The 17,233-nt window shown below is 71.5% G+C and carries 15 protein-coding genes and 1 pseudogene; 9 read left to right on the plus strand and 7 right to left on the minus strand.

The genetic code is table 11. The features are described 5' to 3' along the window. Positions 1-1,114: RNA polymerase sigma factor (locus tag JHN45_RS40695; RefSeq protein WP_201054454.1), on the minus strand; the 1,114-nt coding region annotated here is incomplete at its 3' end. Positions 1,115-1,387: 273 nt separating this feature from the next. Between JHN45_RS40695 and JHN45_RS40700 the strand changes: the two genes are divergently transcribed. Next, entirely contained in the window at positions 1,388-2,350 is a 963-nt protein-coding gene (locus JHN45_RS40700) for a thaumatin family protein (protein WP_307783333.1), read from the plus strand. A gap of 82 nt (positions 2,351-2,432) precedes the next feature. Beyond that, complete coding sequence (locus JHN45_RS40705; protein ID WP_200716313.1) at positions 2,433-3,074, plus strand: hypothetical protein; 642 nt, start codon at positions 2,433-2,435, stop codon at positions 3,072-3,074. A gap of 70 nt (positions 3,075-3,144) precedes the next feature. Here the strand turns inward: JHN45_RS40705 and JHN45_RS40710 are convergent, their stop codons facing one another. The 4 genes from JHN45_RS40710 to JHN45_RS40725 form a co-directional block, all read right to left on the minus strand. Further along, positions 3,145-3,792: a hypothetical protein gene (locus JHN45_RS40710; protein WP_236584652.1), complete on the minus strand. Its 648-nt coding sequence runs from the start codon at positions 3,790-3,792 to the stop codon at positions 3,145-3,147. A 112-nt stretch (positions 3,793-3,904) separates the two neighbouring features. Next, on the minus strand, positions 3,905-4,447 hold the full coding sequence (locus tag JHN45_RS40715; protein ID WP_201054455.1) for a sigma-70 family RNA polymerase sigma factor: 543 nt from the start codon (positions 4,445-4,447) through the stop codon (positions 3,905-3,907). Between the two features lie 96 nt (positions 4,448-4,543). Continuing rightward, complete coding sequence (locus JHN45_RS40720) at positions 4,544-7,429, minus strand: BTAD domain-containing putative transcriptional regulator (RefSeq protein ID WP_201054456.1); 2,886 nt, start codon at positions 7,427-7,429, stop codon at positions 4,544-4,546. A gap of 214 nt (positions 7,430-7,643) precedes the next feature. Then, positions 7,644-8,597, minus strand: a complete 954-nt coding sequence (locus JHN45_RS40725) for a LysR family transcriptional regulator (RefSeq protein WP_200716316.1) — start codon at positions 8,595-8,597, stop codon at positions 7,644-7,646. A gap of 133 nt (positions 8,598-8,730) precedes the next feature. Between JHN45_RS40725 and JHN45_RS40730 the strand changes: the two genes are divergently transcribed. Next, on the plus strand, positions 8,731-9,684 hold the full coding sequence (locus JHN45_RS40730) for an NADP-dependent oxidoreductase (protein ID WP_201054457.1): 954 nt from the start codon (positions 8,731-8,733) through the stop codon (positions 9,682-9,684). 39 nt (positions 9,685-9,723) lie between these two features. Here JHN45_RS40730 and JHN45_RS40735 read toward each other — a convergent pair whose 3' ends face one another. After that, on the minus strand, positions 9,724-10,710 hold the full coding sequence (locus JHN45_RS40735) for a zinc-dependent alcohol dehydrogenase family protein (protein ID WP_236584653.1): 987 nt from the start codon (positions 10,708-10,710) through the stop codon (positions 9,724-9,726). A gap of 564 nt (positions 10,711-11,274) precedes the next feature. Between JHN45_RS40735 and JHN45_RS40740 the strand changes: the two genes are divergently transcribed. From JHN45_RS40740 to JHN45_RS40760, 5 genes are all read left to right on the plus strand, one after another. Further along, positions 11,275-12,240, plus strand: a complete 966-nt coding sequence (locus JHN45_RS40740) for an ABC transporter substrate-binding protein (RefSeq protein WP_201054459.1) — start codon at positions 11,275-11,277, stop codon at positions 12,238-12,240. Then, a complete protein-coding gene (locus JHN45_RS40745) occupies positions 12,237-13,010 on the plus strand; it encodes an ABC transporter permease (protein WP_201054460.1) in 774 nt (257 codons plus the stop codon). Before JHN45_RS40740 ends, JHN45_RS40745 begins: the two co-directional genes overlap by 4 nt. After that, entirely contained in the window at positions 13,007-13,783 is a 777-nt protein-coding gene (locus JHN45_RS40750) for an ABC transporter permease (protein WP_201054461.1), read from the plus strand. Before JHN45_RS40745 ends, JHN45_RS40750 begins: the two co-directional genes overlap by 4 nt. Positions 13,784-13,807: 24 nt before the next feature. Then, positions 13,808-14,635, plus strand: a complete 828-nt coding sequence (locus JHN45_RS40755; protein ID WP_201054462.1) for an ABC transporter ATP-binding protein — start codon at positions 13,808-13,810, stop codon at positions 14,633-14,635. A gap of 74 nt (positions 14,636-14,709) precedes the next feature. Next, a complete protein-coding gene (locus tag JHN45_RS40760) occupies positions 14,710-15,396 on the plus strand; it encodes a response regulator transcription factor (RefSeq protein WP_200716907.1) in 687 nt (228 codons plus the stop codon). Between the two features lie 13 nt (positions 15,397-15,409). Here JHN45_RS40760 and JHN45_RS40765 read toward each other — a convergent pair whose 3' ends face one another. Then, the gene (locus JHN45_RS40765) at positions 15,410-16,573 is read right to left on the minus strand and encodes a histidine kinase (protein WP_307783334.1); all 1,164 of its coding nucleotides are present in this window, start codon (positions 16,571-16,573) and stop codon (positions 15,410-15,412) included. Positions 16,574-16,802: 229 nt separating this feature from the next. Here JHN45_RS40765 and JHN45_RS40770 point away from each other — a divergent pair. Next, positions 16,803-17,233, plus strand: a pseudogene (locus JHN45_RS40770) (Tat pathway signal protein); the annotation flags it as partial.

Here is a 17,233-nt window from a genome sequence, read left to right on the forward strand (position 1 = left end):
CGGGGGCGGCGGGGGTGTGCTTCGAGGGCGAGGGGCTCGGCTTGGCCTTCGGTGAGGGTGAGGGGGACTTGCTGGGGGTCGGCGAGGGTGTGGGGCTCGGCGTGACACTGACCACGGGGGTGGGAGACGGCGATGCCACCGCCGTCGTAGGGGAGGTACCGCCCGTCAGCCGGGGTGCGACCAGCGCGGCCACGACGGCGACGGCGACCGCCGCCGAACCGCCCACGAGTTGCTTGCCGCCGATACGGGCGGAGCGGCTCCCGAGTCGCCGGTGTGTTCCACCGTGCCCTGGGGAAGCGGGAGTCGGGGCCGCGTCCAGCAGCCGGGACACGTCGAAGTGGGCCGGTACGGCCAGCAGCGGCAGCCCGCTGAGCAGCCGGTCCATCGGGAGGAGGCCCTCGTCCAGTCCCTGGCAGACCCCGCAGTCACGGATGTGCCGGGCAAATCGCTTGCGCCACAGGGCACTTGGTGTGCCGTCCCACGTCGAGGCCGTCAGGTCCAGTTCCAGGCAGCGCGGCGCGGCGACCAGTGCCCGCACCACGACCCGGGAGACCTCCATCTGCTTCTTCATGCGCTGCACCCGGACGGAGGCATGCCGGTCGGAGAGCCCCAACGCACCTGCCAGATCGGCCCGTTCGAGTTCGCCGGTCTCCTCCAGCCACCACAGGGACAGCAGTTCCTGGTCGTCCGGATCGAGCCAGCGGGTGGCCTCGACGACCTCGCGGCGCTGCTCGGTCAGCCCGAGGCGCAGGATGGTCAGCCCGGCGAAGTCGAGGGCGGGGTCAGTGATCGTCTCCGCGTCCTCAAGGTGCGCCCTGCGGTCGCGGTCGGTGGCCCGCGCCTGCTCACGGTCCCGTACCTGTCTGATCGTGATGGCCACCAGCCAGGACCGGAACGCGGAGGGATCCCGCAGCTTCGGCAGCCCCCGCACCATGCGCAACAGCGTCTCCTGTACGACGTCATCGACGTCGGCGTGACCGTTCAGGGCCCGGCCGACGATGTTGTAGACCAGCGGCAGGCACTGCGTCAGCAGGTGATCCAGGGCCTGCCGGTCGCCCGCGCACGCGGCCGTCACCACGCCCGCGTCGGGGCCGCTTCTGGGCTTCTTGCGCATCTGGGTTCGTTCCTCCGCGTGTGGTCCGGCCGTGGCATCTCTCTGCTTCGGAGACCGCCGACGCGCGCAAGGACTACAGAAAACAGGACAACAAAAGAAATCAGCCGGTCGGGTCCGAATTTATGTTGTCGAGCCGCCGCCGAACAGGTCACCGATAGGCAGGACCGCATCCGGACCGCAGCCGAAGAGCATCAGGAAGGCCCGAGGACGATGGCACGAGGACGCAGAAGACACAGTGCGAGCCCACGGCGGGACGGCCGACGCCGGTGGTACGTGGCGGCGGCCGCCCTCGCCACGGCCGCCACCGCGCTGATCGCCTACAGCGTGTGGACGCCGTCGTCCGGAGCGGGCGGCACGCGCACGACGGCCCACCAGGACACGGCCGCGCGCCCGACCGCGTCCCGCAGCGCCTCGCCCTCCCCCTCGGTGAGCGACAGCACCTCGGCCTCCCCGTCGCCCTCGGCCTCGCCCTCCCCCAAGGCCAGCGCGTCGAAGAAGAGCACGCCCAAGCCGACCACCAGGACGGACGCACCCGCGGCGAACCAGCCTTCGACCGCCCCCGCCGGCAAGCGGCTGATCACGGTCGTCAACCGCACCCCGAAGACGGTCTGGGCGATCGTCACCAACACCGCCGTCTACCCGAAGGGCCGCGAACTCGCCCCGGGCCAGAGCCTGTCGGTGACCGTGGCGAACAACTGGGGCGGCCGGATCTGGGGTCGGACCGGATGCACGTCGACGGCCGCCGGTCACTGTGCGACCGGCGACTGCACCAGCGTCTGCGAAGGCGCCAACCCGCCCACCACACTGGGTGAGTTCACGTTCGACGCGTACGCGGGGATGGACTTCTACGACGTGAGCATGGTCGACGGTTCGAACCTGCCGATGTGGATCAACATCTCGCACACCACGACCGTCGACCCGGTCAGCTCCGGTGGCTGCTACAAGGGCGTCTGCACCTCGGACGTGAACTGCCCCACCGCGATGCGGGCGGTGTCGGGCGGGCAGGTCGTCGGCTGCAAGCCGCCCTGCGCGGCCTTCGGCGGTGACACGTACTGCTGTCGCGGCGCGTGGGCGGGCCGCGAGAACTGCGTCCCGTCGAAGTGGCCGGTCGACTACACCCAGGTCTTCAAGAAGGCGGCCCCCTACGCGTATTCGTACGCCTTCGACGACGGGGCGACGATGCCGTGCAAGGGGGCCTGCTACTACCGGATCACCTTCGGGACGACCGGGTCGTAGCCCGGTGAACGTTTCGGGCCCGCGACCTCGTGTTCAGGGCGGACACCACACGTTGGACAGCGGAAAAGGTGGAAGCTGACCGATGAGCACCGCACAGCGCTTTCTGCTGGACGTCCCGGACTCCTGGGAGCCGGTCGACCTGGGCGGCGAGGAACTGGCCAGGACTCGGGCTCAGGCCCTGGCCTCGACCGACGACGCCTTCGAGAGGGCCCGCATCGACGACATGTTCCGGCAGGGCCGGGAGGTGACCGTGTCGGCCCGCCGCCACGGTGCGCTGCTCGCCGCGTGCACGGCGACGATGTACACCGAGGGCCTCTTCATGGCGTACGGCATGGTCTTCGCCGTCGACACATCCGAGGGCGAGGAGCTCGCCCTCCCCGTGCTGTCCGCGGGGCTCGGTGTCTCCTCGGCGAACGGTGTGGCGCCCAGGGACCGGGTCGTCACCTCGGCGACGGTGCCCCACGTCGGCACGGTGGTCCGTGTCACCGGCACCGAGGTGACCCGGCTGACCGGGGACGTCGACGTCAAGCTGCTGACGATGCACACGATGATGCCGGTGCCCGGCAGCACGGCGGACTTCCTCGTGGTGACCCTCGCCAGCCCCAACCTGCCGTTGAGGCACGAGGTGTACGACCTCTTCGACGCCATCACGTGCACGTTCCGCTTCGTGACGGACGACGGTGTCCAGGTCTCCCCCGAGGGCAGCGAGGGCGTCGCCGCCTGAGTTCCGCGCCGACGGCGGGCGGGGAGGAGGTGCACCCCGAAGGGGGGACTCGGGGGTGCACCTCCGGCTTCTAGAGTGCCGCTTCCAGCAGCGGCACCCGGACCGGGCGCAGTGTGCCGTCGCCCAGGTGCAGGAGGCCCCGGCCGGGCTGCGGGGAGAGCAGCATGCCGGTGCGGTTGCGCTTCACCCCTCCCATCCAGCCGGTCCGGTCCGGCGCCGGGGACTCCGCGTCGCCGACCGCGAGGACGCCCCAGCCGGTTCCGGAGCCGCCGCGGGCGAGCCGTGCGAGGTCGGAGTCGATCTCGGTGCCCGTGAACAGTTCGGCGTCGTCCACGACGATCACGCCGTACTCCTCGGGCACGCTGCCCAGGATCTGCCGGAACTCGTCGGCCGTCACCTCGGCGTCGGTGATGAGGGCGGCCACGCCGGGCCTTCCGCGCAGTCGGCGCAGCGGCGAGCGCCGGGGCGCGAGGACGACGAGGCCGGAGCCCGCGGCGAGCAGCGACTCCGCCGCGACGAGCAGGGCGGTGCTGCGTCCGGTGCGGGGCGGTCCGGCGATCACGAAGGCCGGTACGTCCGTCAGGTCGGGGCCGAGCGGGGTGAGGACGTCACCGCCCACGGCGACCAGCGGGCGCATCGGCCCGCCCCTGGTGTGCAGGGCGAGCGCCTCCTCGTAGGAGACCGCCTTCTCCTCGGGTCTGGAGTGCCGACGTGCCATTGCGTTCCCCCGGTGCGCTGCCTGTGACGTGTGGTCGGCAGGTACACGGGGTCGGTGTCGTAAAGGGTTCAACCGAGTTCGCCTGTCCCGTCCTCGCCAAGTCCCGGAAGGTTCAGGCGACTTCGCGTCGAACGGTCTCGCCGGCCTCGGCGCGCAGGATGTTGAGGGCGTAGTGCCGGCGGGACTTGACGGTGCCCGCGGGTATGCCGAGGACGCGCGCCGTCTCCTGGACGGTCCGGCCGCACAGGTAGGTGTGCAGCAGGACCTCCCGGTGCTCGTAGGACAGTCGGCGCAGCAGGCCGATCGCGACCACGGAGGCCAGTACGGCGCCGGTGTGGTCGGGCAGGGGGATGTCCTTGTCCTCGGCGCCGACGGTCTCGTGGCGGGCGACGGCGCTGCGCATCCGGTCGACGACGAGGTTGCGGGTCACGGTGAGGAGCCAGCCGCGTACCGATCCCTCGGTGCTGTAGAGGCGTTCCGCGTGCGGCCAGGCACGGATGAGGGTCTCCTGGACGATGTCCTCCGCCATGTGACGGTCGTTCAGCAGCTTGTCGGCGTAGGCGAGCAGGGCCTTCGCGTGCTCGGACATCATCGTGCGCAGCAGTTGGTTGCGGTGCGCGGTGGTGGGGGGTTCCGCGGAAGTCGTGGGGGTCATTTTCCAGTCCTGAAGGGGAATGCCGTACGCGCTTCCGGCTCCGGGTGGAGCGGAGCGGGGAGCGTAGGCAGGGTCCGCTTTCGGGACGCTGACGTTTTACTGTCGTGGGGGCCGATCGGGTTCGGCGAGGTCGTCGAGCCGGTGGCGGACCTGCTCGGCTTCCGGGTGGCCGATCTCGTCGAGGATGCCGAGTGCCGCACGCCAGGCGAGGGCGGCCCGCGTGTCCTGGTGGGCGGCGCGGTGGGTGTCGCCGATGTGCAGCAGGGTGTCGGCCTCCAGGTAGCGGTCGCGGGTCTCCCGGTACAGGCTCAGCGCCTGCCCGTAGCAGTCGAGCGCCCGCTCGTGGTCGTGCAGATGGTGGTGGGCGTAGCCGAGGCTGTCCAGGGCGGCGGCCTCGCCGTTGCGGTCGCCCGTCTCCCGGTGGGTCGCGATCGCCAGCTCGCACTCGGTCAGGGCGTCCTCGTACTTGCCCATCAGGATGTACGTCCAGCCGATCTCGTTGGCGATGCCGCCCTCGTCGTTGCGCCGCCCGGTCGCACGGCACAAGGCGCTCGCCTCGGCGTAGTGGTCGAGGGCCGCTTCGTGCCGTCCGCGCCCGTTGGCCAGGAAGGCGAGTCTGCGGAGGGTTCTGCTCCGGCCCGCCCGGTCGCCGGTCTCGCCGAACAGCTCCAGGGCGCGCGCCAGATGGGCGTCGGCCTCGTCCGGCCGGTCGAGGCGGCCGCTGACGAAGCCGAGCGCGAGGTGGGCGAACGCCTGGCCGCGGATGTCGCCCAGGCGCTGGGCGGCCTCAACTGCCGTTGTCTGCGCCTCGAGTTGCTCGGGCCAGCGGCCGTTCCGGTCGAGGTACAGCTCCAGGACCGAGGCCAGTCGCCAGCTGTGCTCGCCGCCGCCGTGCCGGGCGTCCTCCTTGATCGCCGCGAGCACAGCGGAGCGGTTGCCCGCCAGCCAGTCGACGGCCGCCGCCCGGTCGGGCAGCCTCGGGACGGTCACCCCGGTCGCGTGGGGCCGCAACCGGACGCGGTCGCGGCTGGGCATCAGCAGGCTGTCGGCCGCGTGCGCGCTGTGCAGATAGTGGTCGAGCATCCGGCGCCGGGCCGTGTCGAGTTCCTGCGCGGTGTCGTGGGCCCGGGCCAGCTCGGCGGCGTAGGCGCGCAGCAGTTCATGACAGCCGTAACGGCCCGGCAGGGGTTCGGAGATGAGATGGGCCCGGGCCAACTCCCCCATGACCGGACGGACTTGGCCGGGCCGCTGTCCGGCGAGGCTCGCGACGGCGGCGAGTGAGCAGTCGGGTCCCGGGTGCAGGGCGAACAGGCGGAACACCCGGGCGGCGGCGGGGCTGAGGAGTTGGTACGACCAGGAGAACGCGCTGCGGGCGTCGGCGGCGGGGGCCTCTCCGGCGAACGCGTCGAGACTGTCCTCGCTGTCGGAGAGTTCGGCGGCGATGGAGGCGAGCGGAAAGGTCGGGTTGACGACCGCGCGGGCGCTGACGACGGCCAGCGCCAGGGGGAGCCGGCCGCACAGGGTGATGATCTCCGCGACGGCGTCGGGTTCGGCCGCGATCCGTTCGGCACCGAGCCGGCGGGACAGGAACTCGCGGGCCTCCGCCGCGGTGAGCACGTCGAGCGTGAGCGAGTGCGCGCCCTCGCCGGCGACCAGGCCGTAGAGCTGGTTGCGGCTGGTGACGACGACCAGGCAGCCGGGGGCGCCGGGCAGCAGGGGGCGGACGTGCTCGGTGTCGCGGGCGTTGTCCAGCACGATGAGGACGCGCCGGTCGGCGAGGAGGCTGCGGTACAGCGCGGCCTGTGCGTCGAGCCCGGCGGGGATGCGCCGGCCGGGGACGCCGAACGCGTCGAGGAAGGACCGTATGGCCTCGGCCGCGCTCATGATCGAGCCGCTGGGGTGGAAGCCGCGCAGATTGACGTAGAGCTGGCCGTCGGGGAAGCGGTCGGCGACGCTGTGCGCCCAGTGCACCGCCAGGGTCGTCTTGCCGACGCCGGCCATGCCGCCGATGGCGCTGATCACCACGGTCCGTGTCGACGCCTCGGACCCGGGCAACAGCTCCCGGACATGGGCGAGTTCACTGCGCCGGCCGGTGAAGGCGGGCAGGTCCACGGGGAGTTGGGCGGGGCGGATGGTGGCGACGGTGTCCGGCTCCGGCGCCTCTTCCGCGTCCTCGCCGGGTTCGGCCGGCCGCGCTCCCCGGGCGGGCGGGACGGCAGCCGGGGTGCGGGTGCGCCCGAGGACCCGCTGCAGGGCGGCCTGCAGTTCGGGGCCGGGCTGTACGCCCAACTCGTCGGCGAGCCGGGTGCGTACGGTCCGGTGGACGTCAAGTGCCTCCGCCTGATGGCCGGTTGCCGCGAGCACCAGGATCAGTCTGGCCTGCAGCCCTTCGTCCAGGGGGTGTTGGGCCGCGGCCTGCCGGAGCGTCACCAACACCCGTGCGCCCAGGCCGGGTCCGGCTTCCAGGGCGAGTTCAGCGGCCTCCTTGACGGCGGCCAGGTGTTCGCCGTCGAGGGCGGCGAAGGCCGGGTGGGACCGCACCTCGGGCGCGATCCCGGAGGCGGCCGGTCCTCGCCACAGGGCCAGCGCCTCGATCAACAGGCCGGTGGCGGTGGGCGGTTGGCCGTCCCGGGCGGCCCGCTGTCGCAGGGCCCGGAAGCGCAGCAAGTCGAGATCGTCGGGGTCGACGTCGAGGCGGTAGCCGCCCGAGCCGCGCACCAGCCACCGTGACCGGTCGCCGGCCGGGAGTTCGGGTTCGAGCAGTCGCCGCAGTGCTCCGACGTGCCGCTGGACGACGTTGACGGCGCTGTCCGGCGGGTCCTGTCCCCACAGCGCGTCGACGATCTCGTGGACGGCGACGGGATGCCCCGCCTCGGTCAGCAGCAGCGCGAGCAGGGCGCGCTGCTTGGGGGGTCCCAGCGCCAGTTCCGTGTCGCCGCGCCAGGCCCTGACCGGTCCGAGTACGGCGAAGCGTGTACGCACCGAGCCCCCTGTGCCGACAGCGACGACATGTGCGGCCGGTCCGCCCGGTCCTCGGGGCGCTCGGCCGCGACGAGCATAGAGTCCGCGCGAACTTCGCGGCGAGGGGTTGCCCGGGCACGGGGCGTCGTCGGGCGTCAGGCGTGACGCGAGGGAGTCGACACGGGGCGGCTCGACCGCGTCGGTGCCTTCGGGTCGCGGAAGGACGGCCGGCCGCTCAGGTGGCCGTCGCCTGCTGTGTGCCCGGCTCCGACCGGGCATCGGCCGCGACCTTGGTGGCCGCGCGGACGAAGGCGGCTACGGCCGGGGAGCGGGAGTGCTGCGGCCATGCCACGGACAGGGCGGCGGGGGCCAGATCCTCGACCGGCCGGTAGGCGATCTCCGGTCGCACGTACCGCCGGGTGAGGGAGGCCGGGAAGAAGCAGACGATGCTGCCCAGTTCGACCAGTCTGAAGATCTCCGGCAGGCCCGAGGCGTCCTGTGGCGTGCCGACCGCGGGCGATTCGCTGTCGCCCGGGCCGAGTTGACGAGTGTGCGCACCGCCGACCCTGTGTCCGCCCGGAGCAGGGCCCTGATCCGCGGGCGATCCGTCGGGCAGCCGTCGGCCCGCCAGGTCGGCCAGGCGCAGGGAGGTGCGTGCGGCCAGGGGGTCGTCGGCCGCCATGGCGAGCAGGAACGGCTCGGTGAGCAGCGGCTCGGAGTCCAGGCCGCGGTCGTCGAAGGGGCCGAGGAGCACGGCGGCGTCGGCGTGGCCGTTCCGTACCGCCCGCGCCTGTTCGCCGAATCGGCCGAGGACGAGCTCGACCGGCAGGGACTCCTCCCGGGCGTAGGTGTCGAGGATGCGCTGGAGCAGGCCGCCGTCGTTGTCGGCCTTGAGTGCGAGGCGCAGGGTCGGTGCGGGCTCGGCGGCGTGCCGGGCCCGGCGGCCGGCGGCGCCGACCGCGTCGAGTGCGAATCGCGCGTCTGACAGCAGGACCTCACCGGCGGGTGTGAGCGACACCTGGCGCGTGGTGCGCTCCAGGAGCCGGACGCCGAGCTGGTGCTCCAGTTCCTGGATGGCGCGCGTCAGCGGCGGCTGCGCCATGCCGAGCCGCTTGGCCGCACGCCCGAAGTGCAGTTCTTCCGCCACCGCGACGAAGTACCGGAGCTGCCGCGTCTCCAGCTCATTCATACCTCCAGGGTATCGGCGGCTACCGGATCGGTACTTCAGGTCCGCTGCCCGGCCGGTTTGACTGGCAGGTGCCCGGCGTGATCGGCCCGGCCCGGGCCGGGCGGGCGGCGGACCGAGGAACTGGAGAATAGCCATGCGTGCAGTCGCGGTGCGGAAGACCGGTGGCAAGCCCGAACTGATGGAGCTCCCGGAACCACGCCCGGCACCGGGAGAGGTGCTGGTCGAGCTGACGGCGGCGTCGGTGAACCCGATCGACATGGCGATCGCCGCAGGCGCCTTCGAGGGCCGAATGCCGCATGTGTACCCGCTCGTTCTCGGCGTCGACGGAGCGGGGCGGGTCGCGGAGGTGGGCGAAGGGGTGAGCGGGCTCGGGCCCGGCGATGTCGTGCACGGCCAGTTCCTCCGCGCGCCGCTGGGCAACGGCACGTTCGCCGACTACGCGGTCGTCACGGAATTCCCGGACGGCGGGGCGCTGCAGCGGGTGCCCGACGGTATGCCCGCCGAGATCGCGGCGGCGCTGCCGACCGCGGGGATGACCGCGCTCGGCGCGCTCGAAGCCATGGGCCTGCGGGAGGGGCAGTCGATTCTGGTCGTGGGCGCCACGGGCGGGGTGGGCGTCTTCGCCGTCCAGCTGGCCGCCGCGAAGGGCGCGGAGGTCATCGCGACCGCGCGGCCGGACGCCGACCTGTGGATCCGACAGCTCGGTGCCGCCCGGACAGCCGACTACACCGTGGGCGGCGTGGCCGAACAGGTGCGCAGGACCCATCCCGGCGGGGTGGACGCCGTCCTCGACCTCACCCGTGATCCGGCCCGCTTCGGTGAATACGCCGGGCTCGTCCGGGACGGCGGCGCGGCGGTGTCGGTGAGCCTGACCGCGTCACCTGAACTGCTTGCCTCCGAACGGATCGCCGTCAGCAATTTCATGATGGCGGACAAGCCTGACCTGCTCGCCCGGATCACCGCCGAGGCTTCGTCCGGCAGGATCCGGGTCCCCGTCCACCGCACCATCACCTTGGACCGGGTTCCCGAGGCACTGACGGGCAACGCCGCGGGCGGCGCGCGCGGCAAGACGACGGTACGCATCTGACGCGGCAGCCTGGCGGCAGCGCCGCTCCTCGCCGTGGGGTCAGGCCCCGATGTCGATGACGATCTTGGCGTGGGCCGAGCCGTCCTCGACGGCCCCGTGCGCCTCGGCGACCGTGTCCAGGGTGTAGCGGCGGGGGTCCAGCAGCGGCTCGAGCAGGCCCGCGTCGGCCAGGGCGGCGGCCTCGCGCAGGATCTCGCCGTGGTGTTCGCGGCCCTTGCCGGTGAGCATGGGCAGCAGGGTGAAGACCCCGGAGTAGGTGGCACCGCGGAAGGAGAGCGGGGCCAGGCTGTGGCTGCCCCAGCCCAGGGCGCTGAGGACGTGACCGGTGTAAGTGCGCACCGCGGCGAAGGAGTTGTCCAGGACGGTGCCCCCGACGGTGTCGAAGACGATGTCGAAGCCTTCGCCGCCGGTGTGGGCGGCGACGTACTCCTCGACCTCGGTGGTGGCATAGTCGATCGCGGTGGCACCCAGCCCGCGGACGGTCTCGGCGTGGGCGGCCGAGGCGGTGGCGAAGACCTCGGCGCCACGGGCGCGGGCGATCTGTACCGCGACGTGGCCGATGCCGCCCGCGCCACCGTGCACCAGAACCTTGTGCCCGGCACCGACCCCGGCCCGGTCGACCAGCCCCTCCCACGCGGTGACGACCGACAGCGGCAGCGCCGCGGCCTGCCGCATGGTCAAGGACGCGGGCTTGTGGGCGAGCAGGCGGGCGTCGGCGGCGGCGTACTCGGCGAGTGATCCCTGCAGATCGCCGACGCCGCCGCTCAGCCCGTAGACCTCGTCGCCGACGGCGAAGCCCGTCACCTGCGGCCCGACCTCCTCGACCGTGCCGGCCAGGTCCAGGCCCAGCACCGCGGGCAGTACGGCACGGGCGTGCGCGGCCAGACCGGCACGGATCTTGGTGTCCAGGGGGTTCACCCCGGCGGCGGCGATCCTGACCAGGACCTGGCCGGCGCCGAGCACCGGCCTGGCGATGTCGGCGAGTTCCAGCGGGGTGGCGAATTGTCTGAGCACGGCTGCGCGCATGGTCACTGTCCTTCGGTGGGTCCTGGTGGTGGCCGTCGTCATGAGGGGCGGTGGGGCTGAGGGGGCGGTCGGCGGCCCGGGCCAGGAGGAGGCAGCCCGTCCTGGGGTCCTGACGGCCCGATGCGAGGGAGTGGCCGGCCGCGTAGTTCTCCTCCAGCCAGGCGTTGTGGGCTTCCAGGTGGCGGTCGGTCTCTTCGAGTGGAGCGGTGCGGTCGACACCTCTGCAACGTGTTCCCGAAACGTGGCATCACCACCCGCGCCGGCCTGCGCGACACACTCACCGCCCTCACAGCGGACGAGTAACCGCGTCTCGTCGAAGTCTCCCCCCAACCGTCCAGGACTGCCCCGGCCCGGTACGGCCGTGACCGTACCCCCCGCCCGTCGTACGGCGGTTGCCGTACGGCCCAGTGACGGTGACCGGGGGATGTGCGGGTGGGCCGCGGACGACACCTTTGGCACGTCGGACTCGACGCCATTTCATGACGCTTCGTCTTTCGCCCTGCCACATCCCATTGCGCGCGAACCGGCCGGACCATTTCGGTGCGGTTCGCGGGAGGACAGACCATGCAACGCCTATTCGTCGGCATCGCCGCCGCCTCACTTCTGTTCGCGGCCACCGCCTGTGGATCGTCCGGGAATTCCGGCGGCTCCGCTTCGGAAAGCGGCGGTACCACCAAAGTCAAGGTCGGGGTCATTCCGATCGTCGACGTGGCCCCCATTTATCTCGGCGAGAAACAGGGGATCTACGAGAAGTACGGTCTCGATGTCTCGATGACCGCGGCGCAGGGCGGCTCGGCCATTGTCCCGGGCGTGGTCAGCGGCCAGTTCCAGTTCGGTTTCAGCAACACGACCTCGCTGATGATCGCGCAGAGCAACGGCGTGCAGGTGAAGGCGGTCTCCAACGGGGTGGCGACCACCGGCGTGGACGGCAAGGACTACGGCGCGCTCGTCGTCAAGAAGGGCAGTTCCCTCAAGTCGGCGAAGGATCTCGAGGGAAAGACGGTCGCCGTCAACACGCTGAAGAACATCCTGGAGACCTCGGTCCGCGAGTCCGTGCGCAAGGCCGGCGGGGACCCGGCGAAGGTGAAGTTCGTGGAGCTGGCCTTCGACCAGATGCCCGCCGCCCTGGCGAAGGGCCAGGTGGACGCCGCGATGGCGGTCGAGCCCGCGCTGACCAGCATCCTGGACGCGGGGGGTGTGGAGATCGCGTCCCCGTATGTGGACGTGGCCAAGGATCTGACGGTCGCCATGTACTTCACCTCGCAGACGTACGCGGCGAAGCACCCCGACGTGGTGAAGAAGTTCCAGCAGGCCACCACCGAGGCGCTGGCCTACGCCGACAGCCACCCCGACGAGGTCCGCGACGTCGTCGCCACGTACACCCAGATCCCGGCCTCCGTCCTGTCGAAGGTGACGCTGCCGAAGTGGCCGCGGGACATCAGCCGGTCCTCGGTCGAGACGCTGGAGCGACTCGGCGAGCAGGACGGTCTGTTCAAGACCGCCCCCGACCTGGACAAGCTGCTGCCGTGAGGACAGCGAACACCGTGCTCGGCGCGGCGGGCCTCGCGACCTTCCTCGCCCTCGGCGAGGCCGTCCCGCGACTGGGCCTGGTCAGCGCGGACTACTTCCCGCCGCCGACCAGGATCGCGGGCGCGCTGGGTGACGAACTCGGCGACGGCGCCTTCTGGTCGGCGCTCGGCGACACCCTGACCGGCTGGGTGATCGGCCTGGGGATCGCGTCCGCCGCGGGCATCCTCTGCGGCCTGCTCATCACCGTCGTACCGTTCCTGCGCCAACTGACGTCCTCGACCGTCGAGTTCCTCCGCCCCATCCCGTCCGTGGCCCTGATCCCCCTGGCGGTACTGCTCTACGGCAGCGAACTGCGCTCGGTGCTCCTGCTCGTGGTCTACGCGTCGTTCTGGCAGGTGCTCGTCCAGGTGCTGTACGGCGTCCAGGACGTCGACCCCGTCGCCGACGAGACGGCACGGTCGTACGGTCTCGGGACCTGGGCGCGCGTCCGGCACGTGATGTGGCCGACCGCCCTGCCGTACGTCATGACCGGGATCCGGCTCGCGGCGGCGGTGGCCCTGGTGCTGGCCATCACGGCCGAACTGGTCATCGGCGCACCGGGACTCGGCTCGCTGATCGCGGTCGCCCAGGCCTCGCAGGCCGTACCGCACATGTACGCGCTGATCACGGTGACCGGGGTGCTGGGTCTGCTGATCAACCTGGGGGCCCGCGCGGTGGAGCGACGGGCCCTGGCCTGGCATCAGTCCGTACGCGGGGAGGCCGTGCTGTGAAGGCGCTGACACGGCAGGTGCTGTTCGCGGTGGGTCTGCCCGCGGTGCTGCTGGGGCTGTGGTGGGCCGCGTCGGACGGGAGCACCGACCCGTTCTGGCCGCCGCTGCGCACGATCCTCCGTACCTTCCCCTCGGTGTGGACCGGCGAGCGACTGCGCTCGGACGTGGTGCCCAGCGTGCTCCGCCTGGCCGCGGGTTACGCGCTCGCGGGTCTGGTGGGCGTCGGCCTGGGCACCCTCATCGGTTCGTATCGAGGTGTGCGTGCGTTCTGCGAGCCCGTGCTGGAGTTCCTGCGGGCCGTGCCGCCGCCGGTGCTGGTGCCGGTGATCATGCTGTTCGCGGGCATCGGCGACACGATGAAGGTCGTGGTGATCGCGAGCGGCTGTGTCTGGCCGGTCCTGCTCAACACGGTGGAGGGCGTGCGCGCGGTCGACTCGGTGATGCTGGAGACGGCGCGTTCGTATCAGATCAGCGGTGTCGGGCGGCTGCGCCGCCTGGTGCTGCCCGCGGCGAGTCCGCAGATCGTCGCCGGTCTGCGGCAGGCGCTCTCCATCGGGATCATCCTCATGGTCATCAGCGAGATGTTCGCGGCGAACAACGGCATCGGCTTCACCGTCGTCCAGTTCCAGCGCAGCTTCGCCATCCCCGACATGTGGACCGGAATCCTGCTCCTGGGCCTGCTCGGCTTCCTGCTCTCCGTCGCCTTCCACTTCGCCGAGCGCCGGGTGCTCGGCTGGTACCACGGCCTGCGCGCGTCCACCCGGCGGTCGTGAATGAACATCGTGAAAGGGCGAACCATGCTCGACGTACGCGGTCTCGGGAAGACCTACCAGGGATCCGGCCGGCAGGTGGAGGCGGTCCGTGACCTCACCTTCACCGTGAAGGCCGGTGAACTCGTCTGTCTGGTGGGCCCGTCGGGCTGCGGCAAGACGACCCTGCTGAAGTGCATGGGCGGCCTGCTCGCCCCGACCTCGGGAGAGGTGCTCCTCGACGGCGTACCGGTGACCGGCCCGCCGCCCGGGATGGCGATCGTCTTCCAGGAGTACGGGCGCAGTCTCTTCCCCTGGATGAGGGTCGCCGACAACGTCGAACTCCCTCTGAAGGAGAAGGGGTTGCCGAAGGCGAAACGCCTCAGGCTCGTCACCGACGCCCTGCGGTCGGTGGGGCTGCCGGATGCCGCCGACGCCTATCCCTGGCAGTTGTCCGGGGGCATGCAGCAACGGGTGGCGATCGCACGGGCGTTGGCCTACGAGCCCCAGGTCCTGCTGATGGACGAGCCGTTCGCGGCCGTCGACGCGCAGACCCGCGCCGACCTGGAGGATCTGGTGCGGGTCCTGTGGCAGGAGCGCGGGATCACCGTCCTGTTCGTCACCCACGACATCGACGAGGCGGTCTACCTCGGCGAGCGGGTCGTCGTCCTCTCCGCCTCGCCGACGGTCGTACAGGACGAGCTGCACATCGACCTGCCCGACGAACGGGACCAGCTGCACACCCGGGTCTCCCCTCGGTTCACCGAACTGCGGACGCATGTCTACGAGCAGATCCAGGCGGCGAAGCGGGCGGCCCGGGCGGACAGGTCCGCGGTGTCGGCCGCATCGGACGGCGAGGGGAGCGCGGCCGGCTGAGCCGGGTCCACGACCTTCCGGATCGCGGCCACCGTAACGGAGACGCAATCTCCGTTTTGCCGTAGGGTGGCGGCATGAAGGACGCCGCGATCCGGGTCGTCATCGCCGACGATCAAGCTCTGCTGCGGGGTGGATTCCGCATTCTGATCGACTCGGCCGACGACCTGGAGGTGGTCGGCGAGGCGGAGACCGGCCGCGAGGCCATCGAGATCGTCCGCCGCACCACACCGGACATCGTGCTGATGGACATCCGCATGCCGGAACTGGACGGTCTCGCGGCCACCCGGGAGATCGCCTCGGACCCGGAGCTGGACGGCGTCCGCATCGTCATCCTCACCACCTACGAGGTCGACGAGTACGTCCTGCAGGCCCTTCGCGCCGGGGCGTGCGGCTTCCTGGGAAAGGGCATGCGGCCCGCGGAGCTGCCGGAGGCCATCCGGATCGCGGCGCGCGGCGAGGCCCTGCTGTCGCCCAAGGCCACCCAGACCCTGATCACGCGATACCTCTCCCTGCCCGACGGGCCGCCGACGGCCCTCTCCGGCGAACTGGCCGAACTCACCGACCGGGAGCGGGAGATCGTGGCGCTGGTGGCCGAGGGCATGTCCAACCAGGCGATCGCCGAGTATCTGGTCATCTCCCGGCAGACCGTCCGCACCCATGTGCACCGGGCGATGGCCAAACTGGGAGCCCGGGACCGGGCCCAGCTCGTAGTGGTCGCCTACCGGGCGGGGCTCGTCCGCCCGGCCGCCGCCGGACGCTGACCGGAACCGGCGTTCACGGCTTCGTGGGCAGTGCGGGCAGGCGGGCGTCCACACTGAACTCCGCGCCGCCCGCCACGATGTCGACGCGACCTCCGACGGAAGCGGCCCGCTCGCGCAGACCCACCAGGCCCCGCCCGGTGCCCCACGAGGAATGCCGCTGATCCGCGGTGCGGGTCACCGGATTGACCACCGAGACCCGGAGCCGGTGCGCGGCGAAGGACAGCCGGACCGTCGCGGTCCGGGGAGTCGCGTACTTGAAGGCGTTCGTCAGCGACTCCTGGATGATGCGGTAGCCGGCCATGCTGACGGCCGGACTCAGACCGAACGTCCTGTCGTCGCGCCGCAGGTCGACCGCCAGGCCGGCGGCCCGGAAGCCGTCGAGGAGATCGTCGAGGCGGTCCAGGGTGGGCATGGGCTCCGGCAGTGCCGTCTCACCGTCGGGCTGACGCAGGACGGTCAGCATGGTGCCGAGTTCCGCGAGCGTACTGCCGCTCGCCGTGATCACGTGCTCGATGGCCGCCTCGGCCGCCTCGGGCTCCCGGCGCAGCAGATGGGCGGCGGCCCCGGCCTGGAAGTTGATCACCGTGATGCTGTGCGCGACGATGTCGTGCAGGTCGCGGGCGAGCCGCAGCCGCTCCTCGACCACCCGCCGTGACGCCTCCGCCTCCCGGGTCCGCTCGGCGCGCAGGGCACGGTCCTTGATGGCCTGGATGTAGGCACGGCGGTTCCTGGTGGCGTCGCCGACGGCGATGGCCGCGCCGAGCCACGCGATCAGCATGAGGTTGGCCGGATCGAAGACACGCACCCCCGTCACGATCAGGGTGAAGACCTGGACCATGGTTCCGGCGATCGCACCGGTGACCAGGGCGCGGGTACGCGGCGCGGACACGGCCTCGGAGTACAGGGCCACCAGACAGCACACGATTCCCGGGCCAGGCTCCGCCATCCACAGCAGGGCGACGAGGTAGCCGACGGTCGTTCCCGCGAGCGCGACCGCCGGCATGCTCCGTCGCACCGTCAGCGGCGCCGCCGACAACAGCGTGAACAGCGTGGCGGGCCACACCGAGACGCCCTCCCGGAAGAATGCCGGGACGATGAGGGCGGCCCAGAGAAGGGCGAGCAACCCGTCGACGAGGAACGGATTGTCGAGCACCCGGCCACGCATTCCGTCCAGCACACTCACCATCCCCTCGCCGTTTCGCACCGACGATGGTTCAACCTACCCCGGCCCGCGTATACCGCGAGGCGCGGTACGGCGGTCACCGTACGCGCGAGAGACGGCATTCAGGGGACGCGGGAAATGACGTTCCGAAGGAAGTTGGAATCCATCACTTCCCCCATTTGGTCACACAAACCCGCACCCCGACAAGGATGTTGATGTGAAGCGCCGAATATTCCTTTCCGGCATGGCAGCCACCGCCGCGGGAGCGACCGCCGTCCTGAACTACGGCGGATCGCAGAGCGCGGCGGCCTCGACCGGAGGCACCCTGACGTTCCCCAAGGACTCCTACACCACGGCGACCAAGACGATCACGACGGCCGACGGTGCCGAGAAGAACGTCACGTACCGGTTCTGGGAGAACATCGTCTACGTCGCCAACCCCGTGGACCCGACCTACCAGTGCCTCGACGTCCAGCAGCCGGTCGAGATCGACGGGCGGGCCGTCGACGCCACCCACGCTCCGATCTTCTTCTCCATCCCGCTCGGCGGCTTCCTCTCCGGCACGCCCGGCGGCACCAATCCCGGCGGCGGCTTCCCCGGTGCGAGCCCGTCCCCGAGCGACAGCACCTCGGCCGACCCCAGCGCCTCCCCCACCGCGTCCCCCACGACCAGGCC

The organism is Streptomyces sp. MBT53 (assembly GCF_016654115.1).
Taxonomy (GTDB): Bacteria; Actinomycetota; Actinomycetes; order Streptomycetales; family Streptomycetaceae; genus Streptomyces.

What these genes read in the sequence shown, in the direction of transcription:
- JHN45_RS40715 (WP_201054455.1), bottom strand. Translation starts at nt 4,447, where the DNA reads ATGACCCCCACGACTTCCGCGGAACCCCCCACCACCGCGCACCGCAAC.
- JHN45_RS40760 (WP_200716907.1), top strand. Translation starts at nt 14,710, where the DNA reads ATGAAGGACGCCGCGATCCGGGTCGTCATCGCCGACGATCAAGCTCTG.
- JHN45_RS40755 (WP_201054462.1), top strand. Translation starts at nt 13,808, where the DNA reads ATGCTCGACGTACGCGGTCTCGGGAAGACCTACCAGGGATCCGGCCGG.
- JHN45_RS40710 (WP_236584652.1), bottom strand. Translation starts at nt 3,792, where the DNA reads ATGGCACGTCGGCACTCCAGACCCGAGGAGAAGGCGGTCTCCTACGAG.
- JHN45_RS40730 (WP_201054457.1), top strand. Translation starts at nt 8,731, where the DNA reads ATGCGTGCAGTCGCGGTGCGGAAGACCGGTGGCAAGCCCGAACTGATG.
- JHN45_RS40740 (WP_201054459.1), top strand. Translation starts at nt 11,275, where the DNA reads ATGCAACGCCTATTCGTCGGCATCGCCGCCGCCTCACTTCTGTTCGCG.
- JHN45_RS40705 (WP_200716313.1), top strand. Translation starts at nt 2,433, where the DNA reads ATGAGCACCGCACAGCGCTTTCTGCTGGACGTCCCGGACTCCTGGGAG.
- JHN45_RS40725 (WP_200716316.1), bottom strand. Translation starts at nt 8,597, where the DNA reads ATGAATGAGCTGGAGACGCGGCAGCTCCGGTACTTCGTCGCGGTGGCG.
- JHN45_RS40735 (WP_236584653.1), bottom strand. Translation starts at nt 10,710, where the DNA reads ATGCGCGCAGCCGTGCTCAGACAATTCGCCACCCCGCTGGAACTCGCC.